This is a genomic window from Streptomyces sp. NBC_00663, from assembly GCF_036226885.1.
Lineage (GTDB): Bacteria > Actinomycetota > Actinomycetes > Streptomycetales > Streptomycetaceae > Streptomyces.
Genome location: NZ_CP109027.1, coordinates 8717526 through 8736105 on the forward strand (window position 1 = coordinate 8717526; position 18580 = coordinate 8736105).

Here is an 18580-nt window from a genome sequence, read left to right on the forward strand (position 1 = left end):
CTGACAACGGCACCGCCACCAGCACCGGCCCCGCATCGCCTCGGATCAGGCGGGTACAGGCGGCCTTTCCCGGCCGATCTCGTCGATCAGCAGCTTCGCGGCGATCATCGCCCCGTCCGTGCGCATCGTGCCCGCCACCGCCTCGGCCCGCTCGCGGGTCTCGGGGGACAGCGCCACCTCCAGCGCGGCCGTCAGGGACGCGAGGGTCGGCGCCGGACCGTCGTGCGCCACCCCGATGCCCAGGTCGGCCACCCGGGCCGCCCACAGCGGCTGGTCCGCGATCTGCGGGACGACCACCTGGGGCGCGCCCGCCCGCGCTGCCGTCGTCGTCGTACCCGCGCCGCCATGATGGACGACCGCGGCGACCCGGGGGAACAGCGCCTGGTGGTTGACGTCGCCGACGGCGAAACAGTCCTCCTGGCCGTCGATCAGCGCCAGGTCCGCCCAGCCGCGCCCCAGCAGCACCCGGCGGCCCAGCGCACGCACCGCCTCGATCGCCACCGGCCCGACATCGCTCGCGGCATGCATGGCCATACTGCCGAACCCGACGTACACCGGTGGCGCGCCGGCCGCCAGGAACGCCTCCAGCTCCTCGGGGAGCGACCGGTCGTCCGGCCGGATCCACGCGCCGGTCGGCACGAGTTCGAGGTCCGTCATCTCCTGCCACGGGCCCAGCGCCGGGTCCGCCGCCAGCCACGGCCGCTCAGTGAGGACATGGTCGCGGACGTTGTCGACCGGCGGCATGCCGAGGGCGGCGCGCCGGGTGTTGAGGGGCTCGCCGTACAGCGCGTTCACGCGCTCGGCGTCGAGGCGCCACAGCTCCTTGAGGTCGGTCACGCCCGGCGGGTTCGGCTTGCCCGGCCGGGTCAGCGGCGGGTAGTGGGACGACGGCAGCCCGCACGGGTGGAAGCAGGCGAGCACGTAGGGGATGCCGAGATGCTCGGCCACCGACCGCGCCCCGGCCGGCATCAGACCGGTCGCCAGCAGCGCGTCGCACCCCTCGGCCGCCGCCGCGACCTCATCGAAGTGCCCGGCAACCAGCTCGGCCGCGACCCGGAACGCGAGGTCGGGCGACGGCCCCCGCGCCCCCGTCACCAGCGCCCGCACCGACGAGCCGAACGACACCACCTCCGCCCCGACGCGGGTGAGCAGCGCCGCGAGTTCCTCGTCCGGCGGTACACACGCCCGCACCTCCACACCGAGCTCCCGCAGGGCCGCGGCCAGCCCCGCAAGCGGTTCCACGTCCCCGCGCGATCCGTACGACATCAGCAACACACGCACTTCAAGACTCCCGTTTCCGCTGGTCCAGGCGGTCAGGTCGCAGATTCTGCTGCAGGAGGGGGGTCTTGCCACAAGCCCCCCGGTGCGCTATAGGTTGATAGTGGCGGGGAGTTCATGAACTCTCTGCCTTTCGCATGTCGGCCTTGCGGGTGGCGGGCTCGCACCTCTCGCCGTACGGAACAGCACCGCGACCCTCCTGCCGACTGCCCTCCGGACGCTACGAGTTGGCCGCCGCGCCGGGCTGAGCACCGACCAGCACCACCTCCAGGGTGCGCGGGCCGTGCACCCCCTCGACCCGGTCCAGCTCGATGTCACTGGTCGCCGACGGACCGGAGATCCACGTCAACGGGCGCACCGGGTCGAGGCGTTCGAGCGCCTGCGGCACTGACGAGACGACCTGCTCCGGGACGTGTACGACACAGATGTGGTGGTCGGGCACGAGCGTGATCCGGCGGCGGCCCTGGTCGGGGCCGCCGTCCAGCACGATCGTGCCGGTCTCGGCGACCGCCACCGCGCAGGCCGTGACGACGCTGTCGATCCGGTCCAGTTCGTGCGGGGTGCTCTCCGGCCGGTCGGGGACCTGCTCGGCGTCGGCCTCCGCGAGCCACGACGGTTCCAGGCCCTGCGGCACCAGCACGGTCTTCGCCCCGCGCGCGGCGAGCATCCCGGCGAGCGTCGCCGCGAGGTCGTCGGGGGAGCAACGGTGCACGACCGCACGGTAGTCGGCGAGGTTCTCGGCGAGGAGTTCCGTGGTCTCCTCGACGGTGCGGTCACCGTGCTCGCGCAGATACGTGCGCTCGATCGGCGTGTCCTCGCCCTGGGCGTCGGTCAGCGCGCGCCGCACCCGGCCCAGAATCCGCTCCCTGCTGCTCACTTGGCACCGCCCTTTCCGCCCTGAGTCCGCTGCCACCAGTCACGGAACGGCTCCGCGGGCACGGGTGGCAGATCCCGTGTCGCGCTCCACGCCTTGCCGGGACCCGGCAGCGGCAGGCTGCGCGGATGCAGGCGTCGGGTGCGGGAGGCCAGGCGCTGGCCGGTGCGCAGGGCGCCGGGACGGGCGAACGCCCAGCGGGCCGCCCGCATCGCCGCCCGCTCGGCGGCATGCCCCTTGGCGGGCTTGAGCACCACCTTGTTGCCCGCGCGGGTCACCTCACCGCCCTGCACGACCCGTTCGCGCAGATGCACCAGCACCTCGGGGATGTCGATGGCGACCGGGCACACCTCGTAGCAGGCACCGCAGAGCGACGACGCGTACGGCAGCGAGGCGTCGATCTCGCTTCCGGTGCCCCGGAGTTGGGGGCTGAGGATGGCGCCGATCGGACCCGGGTACACCGAACCGTAGGCGTGGCCGCCGGCCCGCTCGTAGACCGGGCACACGTTCAGACAGGCCGAGCAGCGGATGCAGCGCAGGGCCTGGCGGCCGACCTCGTCGGCGAGGGTGTCGGTGCGGCCGTTGTCCAGGAGCACCAGGTGGAAGGTCTTCGGGCCGTCCCCGTCGGTGGTGCCGGTCCATGTCGACGTGTAGGGGTTCATGCGCTCGGCGGTCGAGGAGCGGGGGAGCGTCTGGAGGAAGACCTCCAGGTCCTGCCAGGTCGGCACGATCTTCTCGATGCCGACCACCGAGATCAGCGTCTCGGGCAGGGTCAGACACATCCGCCCGTTGCCCTCGGACTCCACGACCACCAGGGTGCCGGTCTCGGCGACCATGAAGTTGGCGCCGGAGACACCGACCTTGGCGCGCAGGAACTTCTCCCGCAGATGGAGGCGCGCGGCCTCGGCGAGTTCGGCGGGCGTGTCCGTCAGGCCCTCGGGGGCCGGCCGCCCCCACTCGCTCATCTCCTTCGCGAAGATGTCCCGGATCTCACCCCGGTTGCGGTGGATGGCGGGGACCAGGATGTGCGAGGGCCGGTCCTTGCCCAACTGCACGATGAGTTCGGCGAGATCGGTCTCGTAGGCATGGATGCCCGCCTCCTCCAGCGCCTCATTGAGCCCGATCTCCTGCGTGGCCATCGACTTGACCTTGACGACCTCCGACTCGCCGGTGGCCCTGACCAGTTCGGTGACGATCCGGTTGGCCTCGTCGGCGTCGGCCGCCCAGTGGACGATGCCGCCCGCCGCCGTCACCGACTCCTCCAACTGGACGAGGTAGTCGTCGAGATGGCGGAGGGTGTGATCCTTGATCCGCTTGCCCGCCTCGCGCAGCTCGGCCCAGTCGGAGACCTCGGCGACGGCCTTCTCGCGCTTGGCGCGGATCGTGTGTGTGGCGTGCCGCAGATTGCCGCGCAGCGTCGGGTTGTTGACCGCCTCGTGCGCGGCCTTCGGAAAGGCCGGCATCCCTACGAACGTGCCGCTCATGCCGCCGGTTCCTCCTCCGTGCTCGCCAGGATCTCCGCGATGTGCACCGGCCGCATCTCCGTGCTCAGCCGGGCCATGGTCCCGCCGATGTGCATCAGACAGGAGTTGTCGGCCGCGCACAGCACCTCGGCACCGGTCGACTCGGCGTTGCGCACCTTGTCGGCGCCCATCGCCGCCGAGACATCGGAGTTCTTGAGGGCGAAGGTGCCGCCGAAACCGCAGCACTCCTCCGCCCCCGGAAGCTCCACCAGCTCCAGTCCCTTGACGGCCTGGAGCAGCCGCCGGGGCCGGTCACCGAGACCCAGTCCGCGCAGCCCGTGACAGGTCGGATGGTAGGTGACCTTGTGCGGGTAGTAGGCGCCGACGTCCGTCACCCCGAGCACGTCCACCAGGAACTCCGTGAGCTCGAACGTCTTCGGCACCACGGGCGCCAGCGCGGTCGCGAGACCATCCCCGCGCCCCTCCGCCCGCGCCCGCTCACCCAGCCGCGGGTACAGCTCCCGCACCATCGCCCCGCACGAACCAGACGGCGTGACGATCGCCTCGTACTCCCCGAAGACATCGGAGAAATGCCGGGCCATCGGTTCCGTCTCATGGCGGTAACCGGTGTTGTAGTGCGCCTGCCCGCAGCAGGTCTGGGCCATCGGGAAGTCGACCTCGACGCCCAGCCTGGTCAGCAGTTTCACCACGGCGCGCCCGGTGTCCGGATAGAGCGTGTCGTTGACACAGGTCAGGAACAGGGCGACACGCATCGCGGCTCCTTGTGATCGATCATCGGATGAGTGCAGGGTAGTGCGGACCCGCGGCCGGGGGGAGACCCCGCTCACCGCTCGGCGAGCCGGGCCTCCGCCTCGCGCCACGGCGCCGTGTCCCCCTGGGGCTCGTACCGGGTCAGCGGCTGGGTACGGGTGAGGAGCTGCCGGGAGGTGGCCAGGTCGCCGACCAGCCCGTGCGCCCGCGCCTGCACCAGCACGTTCCCGAGGGCCGCCGCCTCCGTCGGGCCCGCCACCACCGGCAGCCCGCAGGCGTCGGCGGTCAGCTGGCACAACAGCGCGTTGCGGGTGCCGCCGCCGACGACGTACACGACGTCGACGGGACGGTCGGCGAGCCGCTGGGCCTCCTCGACCGCCCTGCGGTGCGCGAGGGCGAGCGAGTCGAGGATGCAGCGCGTGATCTCGCCGGGCGTCCGCGGCACCGGCTGCCCCGAGGCACGGCACGCCTCGGCGATCCGCTCCGGCATCCGGCCGGGCGCGAGAAACACGGGATCGGACGCATCCACCACCGACCGCAGCGCCGGCGCCTTGGCCGCGTCGAGGAGCAGCGTCCCCAACTCCGGCTCGCCCCAGGCCCGTACACACTCCTGGAGCAGCCACAGGCCCATGATGTTGCGCAGATACCGGACCGTGCCGTCGAGCCCCAGCTCATTGGTGAAGTTGGCGGCCCGGCTCTCCTCGGTCAGCACCGGGGAGTCCAGCTCAAGTCCCGCCAGCGACCAGGTGCCGGTGCAGATGTACGCGAACCGCTCACCGGCCGCGGCCGGCACAGCGGCCACAGCGGACGCGGTGTCGTGCGAACCGACCGTCGTCACCGGCACGGGCCCGCGCAGCCCCGTCTCCTCCAGCACCTCGGCCCGCAGCACCCCCGCCGGATCACCGGGCTGCCGCAGCGGCGCGAACAAATCGAGGTCGATGCCCAGCCGGGAGGCGATGTCGTACGACCACGCGCGCGTCCGGGGATCGATCAACTGCGTCGTCGAGGCGTTGGTCAGCTCGGTGCCCTGCTCGCCGGTGAGCCAGTACGTCAGCAGATCGGGGATGAGCAACAGCCGCTGAGCGGCCCCGAGTTGTTCCTTGGCGGCGGTCAGCTGGTAGAGGGTGTTGAAGGGCGCGTACTGCAACCCCGTTGCCGCGTACAGCTCTTCGGCCGGGACGGTCGCCCACACCTTCTCCGCGACCCCCTCGGTGCGGGAGTCCCGGTAATGCACCGGGTTGCCGAGCAGCGCCCCGTCGGCGTCCAGCAGTCCGTAGTCCACGGCCCAGCTGTCGATGCCGACGGAGTTGACCTGCCCGGCCGCCTTCAGGCCGTCCAACACCCCGGCGTACAGCGAGAGAACGTCCCACCGCAGCCCCTCCGGCACCCGCACCGGCCGGTTCACGAACCGGTGCGCCTCGGCCAGCTCCAGGCTGTCGGGGCCGACGCGGCCGACCATGACGCGTCCGCTGGACGCGCCGAGGTCGACCGCGGCGTACGACTTCACGAGCGCGCTCATCGCAGGAAGGCGGCCGCGACGCCGGCGTCGACGGGGACATGCAGACCGGTGGTGTGGGTCAACTCCCCACCGGTCAGCGCGAAGACGGCGCCCGCGACGTGCTCGGGCAGCACCTCGCGCTTGAGGATGGTCCGCTGGGCGTAGAACTCGCCCAGCTTCTCCTCCTCCACGCCGTACACGGCGGCCCGCTGGGCGCCCCAGCCGGCGGCGAAGATCCCGGAACCGCGCACCACGCCGTCCGGGTTGACCCCGTTGACGCGGATGCCGTGCTCGCCCAACTCGGCGGCCAGCAGCCGCACCTGGTGGGCCTGGTCGGCCTTGGTGGCGGAGTAGGCGATGTTGTTGGGACCCGCGAAGACGGCGTTCTTGGAGGCGATGTAGACGATGTCGCCGCCCAGCCCCTGCGCGATCATCACGCGGGCGGCCTCACGCGAGACGAGGAACGAGCCGCGGGCCATGATGTCGTGCTGGAGGTCCCAGTCCTTGGCGGAGGTCTCAAGAAGCGGCTTGGAGATGGAGATCCCGGCGTTGTTGACGACGAGGTCCACCCCGCCGAAGGCGAGCGCGGCGGCCTTGAAGGCCTCGGCGATCTGCTCCTCCGAGGTGACATCGACGGTCACGGCGACCGCCTTGTCGGCGCCACCGAGCTCCTCGGCGACCGCGGCGGCGTTCTCGGCGTTCAGATCGGCGATGACGACACACGCGCCCTCGGCGACCAGCCGGTGCGCGATGGCCTTGCCGATCCCGCTGCCCGCACCCGTGACCAGCGCGACCCGGGTCGCGAGCGGCTTCGGCTTCGGCATCCGCTGAAGCTTGGCCTCCTCCAGCGCCCAGTACTCGATCCGGAACTTCTCGGACTCCTCGATGGGCGCGTACGTGGAGACGGACTCCGCGCCGCGCATCACGTTGATCGCGTTGACATAGAACTCGCCGGCCACCCGGGCGGTCTGCTTGTCCTTGCCGAAGGAGAACATGCCCACGCCGGGGATCAGCACGATCGCCGGGTCCGCACCGCGCATCGCGGGGGAGTCGGGCAGGGCGTGCCGCTGGTAGTAGGCGGCGTACTCCTCGCGGTAGGCGGCGTGCAGTTCCTTCAGCCGCGCCACGGCCTCCTCCAGCGGGGCGGCCGGCGGCAGGTCGAGGACGAGCGGCGCCACCTTGGTCCGCAGGAAGTGGTCCGGGCAGGAGGTGCCCAGCGCGGCGAGCCGCGGGTGCTCGGCACGGGCCAGGAACTCCAGCACCACGTCCGAGTCGTTGAAGTGGCCGACCTGGGGCCGGTCCTGCGAGGCGATGGCCCGTACATGAGGAGCCAGCGCGGCGGCCCGCTCGCGCCGCTCACCCTCGCCCAGCGCCTCGTACCCCTCGACCACCGGCCCGAAGGGCTCGGCCTTGCCGCGCTCGGCGAGGAAGGCCTCGGCGGTACGGATCATGTGCAGGGAGTTGCGCTCGCACTCCTCCGCGGTCGCACCCCACGCCGTGATGCCGTGCCCGCCCAGGACGACACCGATCGCCTGCGGGTTGGCCTCCTTGATCGCGGCGATGTCCAGGCCCAGCTGGAACCCGGGCCGCCGCCACGGCACCCAGGCCACGGTGTCGCCGAAGCACTCCGCGGTCAGCTTCTCGCCGTCCGCCGCACAGGCCAGCGCGATCCCGGAGTCGGGGTGCAGATGATCGACGTGCGCGGCGTCGACCAGGCCGTGCATCGCGGTGTCGATAGACGGAGCCGCCCCGCCCTTGCCGTGCAGGCAGTAGTCGAACGCGGCGACCATCTCGTCCTCACGCTCGACGCCCGGGTAGACGTCGACGAGCGCCCGCAGCCGGTCCAGCCGCAGCACGGCGAGGCCCGCCTCGGTCAGCGTCCCGAGGTCCCCACCGGACCCCTTGACCCACATCAGCTCCACATCACCCCCGGTGACGGGATCACTATCGATACCTTTCGCCGACGCGTTACCACCGGCGTAGTTGGTGTTACGGGGGTCGGCACCGAGCCGATGGGAGCGAGCGAGGAGAGCGGCAGCTTCGGGTTGTACAGCCATGACGTCCAGTTCCTTTTAAACAGAGGGTGAGTTGTCAAGGGGCGCGGGGAACTGCGCGACCAGCCACAACCGGCCCGCACCCCGCGACGAAACAGATCCAGGCAGACGCTTACGCCCCCCACCCGGCCTGCTGTCCACCCACCCGCTCGGCGACGATCTTCTCCGCCCACCCGGACCGGCGATACGCGGCCATCGGGTCGGCGTCCAACCCCATCTCCTCGCGCACCTCACGAAGCAACGGCCGCACATCCGTGTTGTACGCGTCCATGATCACGGCGTTGGCCTCAAGGACATCCCCGGAAGCCTGCGCGGCAGAAAGCGCGTCCCGGTCAACCAGCAGCGCCTTCGCCGTGGCCTCCTGCACGTTCATCACCGACCGGATGATCGCCGGAATCTTCGCCTCGATGTTGTGGCACTGGTCGAGCATGAACGCGACCTCGGGAGTGAACCCACCCCCGCGGACCACCTCGTACATGATCCGGAACAGCTGGAACGGGTCGGCGGCCCCGACCATCAGGTCGTCGTCCGCGTAGAACCGCGAGTTGAAGTCGAACCCGCCGAGCTTCCCCTCCCGCAGCAGCGTCGCGACGATGAACTCGATGTTGGTCCCGGGCGCGTGGTGGCCCGTGTCGACCACGACCTGCGCCTTCTCGCCGAGCTTGAGGCAGTGGGCGTACGCCGTGCCCCAGTCCGGCACGTCCGTCGAGTAGAAGGCCGGCTCGAAGAACTTGTACTCCAGCAGCATCCGCTGCCCGTCGCCGAGCCGCTCGTACACCTCGGTGAGGCCCTCGGCGAGCCGGTCCTGGCGGGCCCGCAGGTCGTCCTGCCCGGGATAGTTCGTGCCGTCGGCGAACCACAGCTTCAGGTCCCGGGAGCCGGTCGCGTCCATGATGTCGACGCACTCCAGCAGGTGATCGACGGCCTTGCGGCGGATCGCCGCGTCCGGGTGGCAGATGCTGCCCAGCTTGTAGTCGTCGTCCTGGAAGGTGTTGGAGTTGATCGCGCCGAGCTTCACCCCGTGTTCCTCGGCGTGCTTCGCCAGCGCGGCGTAGTCCTCGACCTTGTCCCAGGGAATGTGCAGCGCGACCGTGGGCGCCACACCGGTGACGGCGTGCACCTGCGCGGCGTCCGCCAGCTTCTCCTGCGGTGTCCGGGGCACCCCTTGCTGGGCGAACACCTTGAAGCGGGTCCCCGAGTTCCCGTACGCCCACGACGGCGTTTCGACTGCCTGTGTCTTGAGCGCGGCCTTCACCGCGGCGAGCTCGGTCACTGAGGGCTCCTGTGACGTCGGGTCCGAAGGGTTTCCGAACAGCTTCACTGTGAAACGATTCAACACGGGAAAGTATGAGCCGTTCGATGGGGTGTCAAGCCCTGCGACCAAGCCGGTTGCTCGTGACCCGGCCGTGACCTATGGCTCTCGAAATTTTTTCGACACGAACCCATTGACGTGACATGGGCGCCGTGCCTAACGTCCCGGCAACCAAGTTGAAACCTTTCACGACGCCGTGAGGGCAGTCCCCGGGCGTTGTCGAGGAGCCCCTCATGACCCACCCGTCCGACGCGGGACCGGCCCCGGTGCTGGCGCTCAAGGACATCTCGAAGTCCTTCGGAGCCGTACGCGCCCTGCGGGACGTCTCCCTGGAGCTGTTTCCCGGCGAGGTCCACGCCCTCGCCGGCGAGAACGGCGCGGGCAAGTCGACTCTGATCAAGACCCTTGCGGGGGTGCACCGACCGGATGCCGGTCAGGTACTCCTCGACGGCGAGGCCGTCGTCTTCCACGGCCCCGGTGACGCCCGCGACGCCGGTATCGCCGTGATCTACCAGGAGCCCACGCTCTTCCCCGACCTGTCGATCGCCGAGAACATCTTCATGGGGCGCCAGCCCCGCAAGGCCCTCGGCCGCATCGACCACAAGGCCACCCACGCGGCCACCGCCGCCCTGATGCAGCGCCTGGGCGTCGAGCTCGACCCCGACCGCCCCGCGCGCGGCCTGTCCATCGCGGACCAGCAGATCGTCGAGATCGCCAAGGCGCTCTCCTTCGAGGCCCGCGTCCTGATCATGGACGAGCCGACCGCCGCCCTCACCGGCAGCGAGGTCGCCCGCCTCTTCGGCGTCGTGCGCACCCTGCGCGAACAGGGCGCGGCCGTCCTCTTCATCTCCCACCGTCTGGAGGAGATCTTCCAGATCTGCCAACGGGTGACCACCCTGCGCGACGGCGCCTGGATCTCCAGCGAGCCCATCGACGGCATGACCGAGGACGACCTCGTGCGCCGTATGGTCGGCCGCGACCTGGAGGAGCTCTACCCCAAGCAGGACGTCGAGGCGGGCGAGGTGGCGCTCAGTGTGCGCCGGCTGACCCGCGAGGGCGTCTTCACCGACGTCTCCTTCGACGTCCGGCGCGGCGAGATCGTCGGCCTCGCCGGACTCGTCGGCGCAGGGCGCACCGAGGTCGCCCGCGCCGTCTTCGGCATCGACCGCTGGGACGCGGGCGAGGTCGAGCTCGACGGGAAGAAGCTCACCAACGGAGCCCCGTCGGTCGCGATGTCCTCCGGACTCGCCCTCGTCCCCGAGGACCGGCGTGCCCAGGGCCTGGTGATGGACATGTCCATCGAGCGCAACATCGGCCTCACCGGACTTCGTACGACCGTGAAGGCCGGCCTGATGGACCGCGGCGCCGAACGCAGCCGGTCCCTCGACTGGGCCGTCAAGCTCCAGGTCAAGTACGCCCGTATCGCCGACACGGTCAACACCCTGTCCGGCGGCAACCAGCAGAAGGTCGTCCTCGCCAAGTGGCTCGCCACCGGCCCCAAGGTACTGATCGTCGACGAGCCCACCCGCGGCATCGACGTCGGCACCAAGGCCGAGGTGCACCGGCTCCTGAGCGAGCTGGCCGCCGACGGTGTGGCGGTCCTGATGATCTCCTCCGACCTGCCCGAGATCCTCGGCATGGCCGACCGTGTGCTCGTGATGCACGAGGGCCGGCTCACCGCAGAGATCCCGCGCTCCGAAGCAACCGAGGAATCCGTGATGGCAGCAGCCACCGGGAGGGCCGCCGCATGAGGCCCACCACGACGTCCCCTGTCCTGCGGAGGGCCGCCGCATGACGGTCACCACCCCCGACAAGACCCCCGTCGCCGACGTACCCAAGTCCAGTGGCACCCGGCTCGTCGACCGTGTCTTCAAGATGCGCGAACTCGCCATCCTGGTCGTCTTCCTGGTGATGATCGCCATCACCCAGGCCGGCAACAGCGAGTTCCTGTCCGAACAGGGCATCAAGGACCTGCTGCTCAACGCGACCATCCTGGTGCTGGTCGCCACCGGCCAGTCCCTGGTCGTGATCACCCGCAACGTCGACCTGTCGGTCGGCTCGACGCTCGGCATCAGCGCCTTCGCCGCCGGCAACTACCTCCAGGGCGGCGGCAACGCGGTCGTCGCGATCCTGCTGGCGGTCCTGCTGGGCATCGGCTTCGGTCTGCTGAACGGTCTGCTGGTCAGCCTCGGCCAGGTGCCCGCCCTCGTCGTCACCCTCGGCACGCTCTACATCATCCGCGGCATCGACTCCATCTGGGTCGGCTCCCGGCAGATCACCGCGGCGGGCCTCCCGGACGGGTTCATCGACTTCGGCTCCGGCGGCATCTCCGCGGTGCCCTACCTGGCGCTGATCGCGCTCGCGGTGCTGATCGCCACGGCGTACTACCTCAAGCACTTCGGCAGTGGCCGTGAGCTGTACGCCCTCGGCTCCAACCCCGAGGCCGCCCGCCTCGCCGGCATCCCGGTCCGCAAGCGGATCCTGACGGCGTACACCTTCTGCGGCGCCCTCGCCGGACTCGCCGGCGCCATGTACCTCGCCCGGTTCGGCAACGTCGACTCCGGGACCGGCAACGGCTACGAACTCACCGTCGTCAGCGCGGTCGTCGTCGGCGGTGTCGTCTTCACCGGCGGCTCCGGCAGCGTCTACGGCGCGGCCCTCGGCGCACTCCTGCTGACCTCCATCAACAGCGTGCTGCCCGCCCTCGGCGTCAGCTCCGTGTGGGTGCTCGCCATCAACGGCATCCTGCTCATCCTCGCCATCGCGGTCGACCGGGTCGTCGCGCTGCGCGTGGCCTCGGCCCTGAAGAAGAGGAACGCCCGCCATGCCTGAGTCACTCACGCGAGCGAGCCGCTGGTCCGGCGCGGTGCGGTGGGACACGATCGTCGGAGCGCTCCTGATCGTCGTGCTCCTGCTGTCCTTCGGAACGGTCGACGGCTTCGGAAACGCCCTCAACCTGTCCTTCCTGATCGGAAACACCCTTCCGATCGCGTTGATCGCCCTGCCGATGACGCTTCTGGTCGTCTCGGGCGAGATCGATCTCTCGGTCGCCTCCACCGCCGGCCTCTCCGGCGCCGTGATGGGCGCCCTGTGGAACCAGGGCATGACGATCGAGACGATCATTCCGATCTGTCTGCTGCTCGGTGTGGTCTGCGGACTGATCAACGGTCTGCTCGTCACCCGGCTCGGACTGCCCTCCCTCGCCGTCACCATCGGCACCCTCGCCGCCTACCGGGGCATCGCACAGATCGTGCTCGGCTCCGACGCGGTGACCGACTTCCCGACCCAGTACCTGGACTTCGCGGCCGGGCGGATCGGCGACACGTTCATCCCGTACGCCTTCCTGCCCTTCCTGGCGCTCCTCGTGATCGCAGTGATCGTGCTGCACGCCACCCCGTTCGGACGGTCGGTCTTCGCGACCGGCGCGAGCGAGGAGGCGGCGCGGTTCGCCGGCATCCGGGTCAAGCGGCAGAAGCTGATCCTGTTCACGGTGACGGGCCTGATGGCCTCGCTCACCGGCATCTTCTGGGCCCTGCACTACGCGTCCGCTCGGTATGACAACGCGACGGGGCTTGAACTGTCCGTCATCGCCGCGGTGTTGCTCGGTGGCATCGACTTCGACGGTGGCAGGGGCACGCTCGGTGGGGCCATCGCCGGGGTGTTCCTGCTGGGGGCACTCCAGAACGTGATGAGCCTCCAGGATGTGTCCGCGCAGTCGCAGATCGTGGTCACGGGTGTGCTGCTGGTGCTGTCTGTGCTGGGGCCGCGCGTCGCCAAGCAGATTGCGGTGGCCAGGGCACGAAGGCTCACGTCGTAGGCCGTCTCGAAGCTGCCGGTCCGTTGTGGCTGGTCGCGCAGTTCCCCGCGCCCCCAAAAAAACACTTCACTCACCCTCGTCATAAAGGAAACCGTCATGCGTAAGTCATCCCTCCGCCGTGCCTGCGCGGCCCTCGCCGCCGGAACCTCGCTCGCGCTCGCCCTCACCGCCTGTGGTGGTACCACCAAGAAGGACGTCGCCGACGAAGGGGCCTCCGCGGCCTCCACCGCCAAGGCCGACCCGAACGCGGCCACCAAGAAGGGCCTGACCGTCGGCTTCCTGCCCAAGCAGGTCAACAACCCGTACTTCACCTCCGCCGACAAGGGCGGCGAGGCGGCCCTGAAGGAGCTGGGCTCCAGCTACAAGGAGGTCGGCCCGTCCAACGCGACCGACACCGCCGGTCAGGTGTCGTACGTGAACACGCTCACCCAGCAGCAGGTCGACGCGATGGCCATCTCCGCGCAGGACCCGGGCGCCCTGTGCACCGCGACCAAGCAGGCCATGAAGAACGACATCAAGGTCGTCACCTACGACTCCGACACCAAGGCCGACTGCCGCAACGCCTTCGTCTCGCAGGCCTCCGCCGAGGACCTCGGCCGCACCGAGGTGCAGCTGCTCGCCGAACAGATCGACTACAAGGGCGAGATCGCGATCCTGTCCGCCGCGCAGACCGCGACGAACCAGAACACCTGGATCGACTTCATGAAGGACGAGCTGAAGGACCCCAAGTACAAGGACATCAAGCTCGTCAAGACCGCGTACGGCAACGACGACGCCCAGCAGTCCTTCCAGCAGACCCAGGGCCTGCTCCAGGAGTACCCGAACCTGAAGGGGATCATCTCCCCGACCACGGTCGGCATCAAGGCCGCCGCCCAGTACCTGTCGGGCTCCAAGTACAAGGGCAAGGTCAAGCTGACCGGCCTCGGCACCCCCAACGACATGCGCAAGTACGTCAAGAACGGCACCGTCGAGGCGTTCGAGCTGTGGGACCCCTCGAAGCTCGGCGCGCTGGCCGCGCAGACGGCCGTCGCCCTGGTCTCCGGCCAGATCACCGGCGCCGAGGGCGAGACCTTCAAGGCCGGCGGAACGACGTACACCATCGGCAAGGACGGCGTGATCAACCTCGGCAAGCCGACCGTCTTCAACGCCAAGAACATCGACCAGTTCAACTTCTGATCGACCGTTCGGTTCTCAACTCCCTGTCAAGGAGCGGTACTTCATGCAGCGCGTCTGTTTCTTGCTCAAGGTCCGTCAGGACAAGCTCGACGAGTACCGCGAACGACACGCCGCCGTGTGGCCCGAGATGCTCGACGCGCTCTCGGCCACCGGCTGGCACAACTACTCGCTCTTCCTCAGAGAAGACGGCCTGCTGGTCGGCTACTTGGAGACCGAGGACTTCGCCGCCGCCCAGGCCGGCATGGAGGCCGCCGAGGTCAACGCCCGCTGGCAGAAAGAGATGGCGCCGTTCTTCGAGTCGCTGGACGGCGCCCGGCCCGACGAGGCCATGAAACCGCTCACCGAAGTGTTCCACCTCGCCTGACCCTCCCCATCAGGATCATCTGGAGCCGCTCCATGAGAAGACGTACGCTGCTGGCCGGTGCCATCGTGACCGCCATGTCCACCTCCGCGCTCACCGGCGGCACCGCCCGCGCCGCCGACCCCGGCCCCTCGGTCACCAGGACCGGCAGCACGACGCTCGACAGCTCGGCTGTCTTCTTCGTGTCCTACGACGGCCTGGTCAACAACAACTCGTTCCAGAAGAACGGGCTGCTGACCTACAAGGGCTACCAGTACGCCGTCTGGTACACGGCCGACAAGAACGCCGTCGTCGGGCGCCGCGTCCTCGGCGGCAGCACCTGGTCGACGGTCCAGGTCGGTCACACCCTCAAGGCCAGCGACTCGCACAACGTCATCTCCATGGGCGTCTCCAAGGTCGACGGCCGGCTCCACCTCAACATGGACTCGCACAGCGACGGCTTCACCTACGTCAAGTCCGTCGCCGGCCTCATGGACAACCCGTCCGGCCTGAGCTGGACCGCCGCCCGCTTCGGCGCCCCCCAGTCCACGCTCGACGGTCTCGCCCTCACCTCGCAGTTCACCTATCCCCAGTTCATCTCCACCCCCGACGGCAAGCTCCAGCTCAGCTACCGGGTCGCGATCTCCGGCAACGGCCGCAACGCGCTGGCGGAGTACGACGGTTCGACCTGGACCAACCTCGGGGAGTGGTCCAGCTCCACCGGCACCTACACCAGCGAGCACGGCTCCTCGACGGCCCGCAACATGTACCTGCACGGCATCGACTACGACAAGAACGGCCGACTGCACTCGTTCTTCACCTGGCGCGAGCAGAACGGCGCCGTGATGTGCAACAGCGGTGGCATCACCAACCACGACACCGGCTACGTCTACTCCGACGACCGCGGCCGTACCTGGCGCAACAACGCGGGCACGGTCGTCGGCACGACGGGAGGCTCCGACAAGGTCGCCGTCACTGACAGCGGCCTGGTGATCGACTCGCTCAACCCCGATCACTCCCTGATGAACCAGGAGAGCCAGTTCACCGACTCCAGTGGTCTGCCGCACGCGATCATCAGTTACGTACCCGGCCGCTTCGGCCAGTGCACCACCAACTACGTGACCGACCGCACCGCCAACGGCCGCGCCTTCCACGTCCGCAAGAACTCCTCCGGCACCTGGCAGAAGACGGAGATCCCGGTCCCGCTGGGCTCCAGCCAGCGCACCAAGCTGATCCTGGACAAGTACGACAACGCCTACGCGATCTTCCCGTTCGGCCGGATCGCCGGCGCCTCCAAGGCTTCCGGCTACACCGACTGGACGCTCCTGTACGACGGCAGTGGCCTCAACGCCTTCGGCGAGGTCGTGATCGACGAGACGCGCATCGCCCAGGACAACGTCCTGTCGGTGATGTACCAGGAGAAGTCCAGCGGTACGACACCGTCGGCGCTCCACGTCGTCGACTTCGCGCTGCCCGCCTGATCAGGGTCGCTCCGGGGCGGCGTGCCGGTAATGTGATGGCCTGCCCGCCGCCCCTCTTTCACCTGGAGGTTCCTGCCCGATGTCGCAGTCGGTGGGTATCAAGGACGTCGCCCGCGCCGCCGGAGTGTCGGTGGGCACGGTCTCCAACGTCATCAACCGCCCGGACTCGGTGGCGACCGAGACACGCGCGCGTGTGCTCTCCGCGATCGACCGGCTCGGCTACGTCCGCAGCGAGTCCGCCCGCCAGCTGCGCGCCGGACGCAGCCGGATCATGGGGCTGCTCGTCCTCGACATGGGCAACCCCTTCTTCGTGGACGTCGCGCGCGGTGCCGAGCGGGCGGCGCGGGACGCCGGGCTCGGCGTGATGGTCTGCAACAGCGCGGAGAGCGCCGGTGAGGAGGCCGAGTACCTCTCGCTCTTCGCCGAGCAGCGGGTCCGCGGTGTGCTGCTGACCCCCGCCGACGCGACCGGCCGCAACATCCAGGGCTTCCGGCGCCACGGCATCCCCTTCGTCCTCGTCGACCGCGTCGCCGAGGGCACCACGGAGTGCTCGGTCTCCGTCGACGACGTCGCGGGCGGCGCCCTCGCCGTCCGGCACCTCATCGACGCCGGACACCGCTCCATCGCGTACGTCAGCGGCCCGCCCGGCTTCAACCAGGTCCGCGACCGTCGCACCGGCGCCCTCAACGCGATCGCCGAGGCGGGCCTCGCCCCGAACGTGCTGCGCGAACTGCCCACCGAACGTCTCGACGTCGCCGCGGGCCGCGACGCCGGCGCCCGTCTCCTCGGCCTCGCCGACCGGCCCACCGCCGTCTTCTGCGCCAACGACCTGCTCGCCCTCGGCGTCCTCCAGGCCATGTACGCGGCCGGGATAAACGTCCCCGACGACCTCGCCATCGTCGGCTACGACGACATCGAGTTCGCCGCCGCCGCGGCCGTCCCGCTCACCTCGGTCCGCCAGCCCGCCGTCACCATGGGCGCCCTGGCCGCCGAGCTGCTGCTGGAGGAGACGGAGACGGAGCCCGGCCCCCGACGGCACGAGCACCGCCGGGTGGTGCTCCAGCCCGAGCTGGTCGTCCGGCGCTCCAGCCTGTCCGCCCGCTGATCCGGGGTTCAGTACGATTTCATGATCCCGGGGATCGGATATCGGACGGACATGTGCTGAACTGGGACGCGTCCGCACGTCCGTCCGTCCCGGGAGCCCCGTTGACCGCGACCTACCGCCAGCCCGGTGTCGTCCTCACCGACCACCACTTCACCGTGCCCCTCGACCACGACGCCCCCTCGGGCGAGACGATCGAGCTCTACGCCCGTGAAGTGGTCGCCAGTGACAAGGCGCGGCAGGACCTGCCGTGGCTGGTCTACCTCCAGGGCGGCCCCGGCTTCGGCGCGAACCGTTTCGTCGGACGCCCGGCCTGGCTCGGCCGCGCCCTCAAGGAGTACCGGGTCCTCCTGCTCGACCAGCGCGGCACCGGCCACTCCACGCCCGCCAACCGCCAGACCCTCCCGCTGCGCGGCGGCCCGGCCGAACAGGCCGACTACCTCACGCACTTCCGCTCCGACTCGATCGTCCGCGACTGCGAGGCCATCCGCCCGAAACTCACCGGCGGCGCCCCCTGGACCGTCCTCGGCCAGAGCTTCGGCGGCTTCTGCGCCGTCAACTACCTCTCCGTCGCCCCCGAAGGGCTCAGCGCCGCCGTGATCACCGGTGGCCTGCCCTCCCTCGACGCCCACGCCGACGACGTCTACCGGGCCGCCTACCCGCGCATCGAACGCAAGGTCGCCGCCCACTACGCCCGCTACCCGCAGGACGTCGAGCGCGCCCGCCGGATCGCCGAGCACCTCCTGCACCACGAGGTCGTCCTGCCCAACGGCTACCGCCTGACCGTCGAGGCCTTCCAGTCGCTCGGCATCGTCCTCGGCGGCGGCGAGGGCAGCCACCGGCTGCACTTCCTCCTGGAACACGCCTTCGTCCGCACCCCGCAGGGCCCGGCCCTCTCCGACGCCTTCCAGGAAGAGGTCCAGGGCCTCCTGTCGTACGCGGGCCACCCCCTCTACGCGCTCGTCCACGAGGCGATCTACGGCCAGGACAACCGCCCCACCGCATGGTCGGCGGAACGTGTCCGCGCCGAGTTCCCGCAGTTCGAGGCCGCCAAGGCGCTCGCCGGCGACGGACCGCTGCTGTTCACCGGCGAGTCGATCCACCCCTGGATGTTCGACACGGACCCGGCGCTGCGCCCCCTGCGCGAAACCGCCGAACTCCTCGCCGCCCGCACCGACTGGCGGCCCCTCTACGACGCCGATCGCCTCGCCGCCAACGAGGTCCCGGTCGCCGCGGCGGTCTACCACGACGACATGTACGTCGACACCGCCCACTCCCTCCACACCGCCCGCACCGTCCGCGGACTGCGCACCTGGGTCACCGACGAGTTCGAGCACGACGGCGTCCGGGCCGGCGGCCCGCGCGTCCTCGACCGGCTGCTGGCCCTCACCCGTGACGAGGCGTAATCCCGGTG

General features: G+C 70.0%; 15 protein-coding genes. 8 read left to right on the forward strand and 7 right to left on the reverse strand.

Translation table 11 applies throughout. The features are described 5' to 3' along the window. Nucleotides 1–45: 45 nt before the first annotated feature. The 7 genes from OG866_RS39655 to rhaI all read right to left on the reverse strand — a co-directional run bounded on the left by OG866_RS39655 (nucleotide 46) and on the right by rhaI (nucleotide 9211). Complete coding sequence (locus OG866_RS39655; RefSeq protein WP_329342328.1) at nucleotides 46–1281, reverse strand: glycosyltransferase; 1236 nt, start codon at nucleotides 1279–1281, stop codon at nucleotides 46–48. Between the two features lie 217 nt (nucleotides 1282–1498). After that, nucleotides 1499–2155, reverse strand: coding sequence for a LutC/YkgG family protein (locus tag OG866_RS39660; protein WP_329342329.1), 657 nt, complete (start codon nucleotides 2153–2155; stop codon nucleotides 1499–1501). Then, nucleotides 2152–3636 carry a LutB/LldF family L-lactate oxidation iron-sulfur protein gene (locus tag OG866_RS39665; protein WP_329342330.1) on the reverse strand — a complete coding sequence of 495 codons (1485 nt, stop codon included), beginning with the start codon at nucleotides 3634–3636 and terminating at the stop codon, nucleotides 2152–2154. The genes OG866_RS39660 and OG866_RS39665 overlap by 4 nt, the downstream gene beginning before the upstream one ends. Next, nucleotides 3633–4388, reverse strand: coding sequence for a (Fe-S)-binding protein (locus OG866_RS39670; RefSeq protein WP_329342331.1), 756 nt, complete (start codon nucleotides 4386–4388; stop codon nucleotides 3633–3635). The genes OG866_RS39665 and OG866_RS39670 overlap by 4 nt, the downstream gene beginning before the upstream one ends. Before the next feature lie 71 nt (nucleotides 4389–4459). Then, nucleotides 4460–5905, reverse strand: a complete 1446-nt coding sequence (locus OG866_RS39675) for a rhamnulokinase (protein WP_329342333.1) — start codon at nucleotides 5903–5905, stop codon at nucleotides 4460–4462. Beyond that, nucleotides 5902–7941 (reverse strand): bifunctional aldolase/short-chain dehydrogenase, encoded by a 2040-nt coding sequence (locus OG866_RS39680; RefSeq protein ID WP_329342334.1) that lies wholly within the window; start codon nucleotides 7939–7941, stop codon nucleotides 5902–5904. Before OG866_RS39680 ends, OG866_RS39675 begins: the two co-directional genes overlap by 4 nt. 109 nt (nucleotides 7942–8050) lie before the next feature. Further along, complete coding sequence (gene rhaI / locus OG866_RS39685) at nucleotides 8051–9211, reverse strand: L-rhamnose isomerase (protein WP_329342337.1); 1161 nt, start codon at nucleotides 9209–9211, stop codon at nucleotides 8051–8053. Between the two features lie 272 nt (nucleotides 9212–9483). Between rhaI and OG866_RS39690 the strand changes: the two genes are divergently transcribed. The 8 genes from OG866_RS39690 (at nucleotide 9484) to OG866_RS39725 (ending at nucleotide 18572) form a co-directional block, all read left to right on the forward strand. Continuing rightward, nucleotides 9484–11001 carry a sugar ABC transporter ATP-binding protein gene (locus tag OG866_RS39690; protein WP_329342339.1) on the forward strand — a complete coding sequence of 506 codons (1518 nt, stop codon included), beginning with the start codon at nucleotides 9484–9486 and terminating at the stop codon, nucleotides 10999–11001. A 40-nt stretch (nucleotides 11002–11041) separates the two neighbouring features. After that, a complete protein-coding gene (locus OG866_RS39695; protein WP_329342341.1) occupies nucleotides 11042–12082 on the forward strand; it encodes an ABC transporter permease in 1041 nt (346 codons plus the stop codon). Beyond that, complete coding sequence (locus tag OG866_RS39700; RefSeq protein ID WP_329342342.1) at nucleotides 12075–13067, forward strand: ABC transporter permease; 993 nt, start codon at nucleotides 12075–12077, stop codon at nucleotides 13065–13067. Before OG866_RS39695 ends, OG866_RS39700 begins: the two co-directional genes overlap by 8 nt. A gap of 96 nt (nucleotides 13068–13163) precedes the next feature. Then, nucleotides 13164–14243, forward strand: coding sequence for a rhamnose ABC transporter substrate-binding protein (rhaS, locus tag OG866_RS39705; RefSeq protein ID WP_329342344.1), 1080 nt, complete (start codon nucleotides 13164–13166; stop codon nucleotides 14241–14243). 43 nt (nucleotides 14244–14286) lie between these two features. After that, the gene (locus tag OG866_RS39710; protein ID WP_329342346.1) at nucleotides 14287–14607 is read left to right on the forward strand and encodes an L-rhamnose mutarotase; all 321 of its coding nucleotides are present in this window, start codon (nucleotides 14287–14289) and stop codon (nucleotides 14605–14607) included. A 32-nt stretch (nucleotides 14608–14639) separates the two neighbouring features. Further along, nucleotides 14640–16064 (forward strand): BNR repeat-containing protein, encoded by a 1425-nt coding sequence (locus OG866_RS39715; protein WP_329342348.1) that lies wholly within the window; start codon nucleotides 14640–14642, stop codon nucleotides 16062–16064. Nucleotides 16065–16143: 79 nt separating this feature from the next. Beyond that, nucleotides 16144–17169, forward strand: a complete 1026-nt coding sequence (locus OG866_RS39720; RefSeq protein ID WP_329342349.1) for a LacI family DNA-binding transcriptional regulator — start codon at nucleotides 16144–16146, stop codon at nucleotides 17167–17169. 101 nt (nucleotides 17170–17270) lie between these two features. Beyond that, nucleotides 17271–18572 (forward strand): alpha/beta fold hydrolase, encoded by a 1302-nt coding sequence (locus OG866_RS39725; RefSeq protein ID WP_329342351.1) that lies wholly within the window; start codon nucleotides 17271–17273, stop codon nucleotides 18570–18572. The last annotated feature ends 8 nt before the right edge of the window (nucleotides 18573–18580 follow it).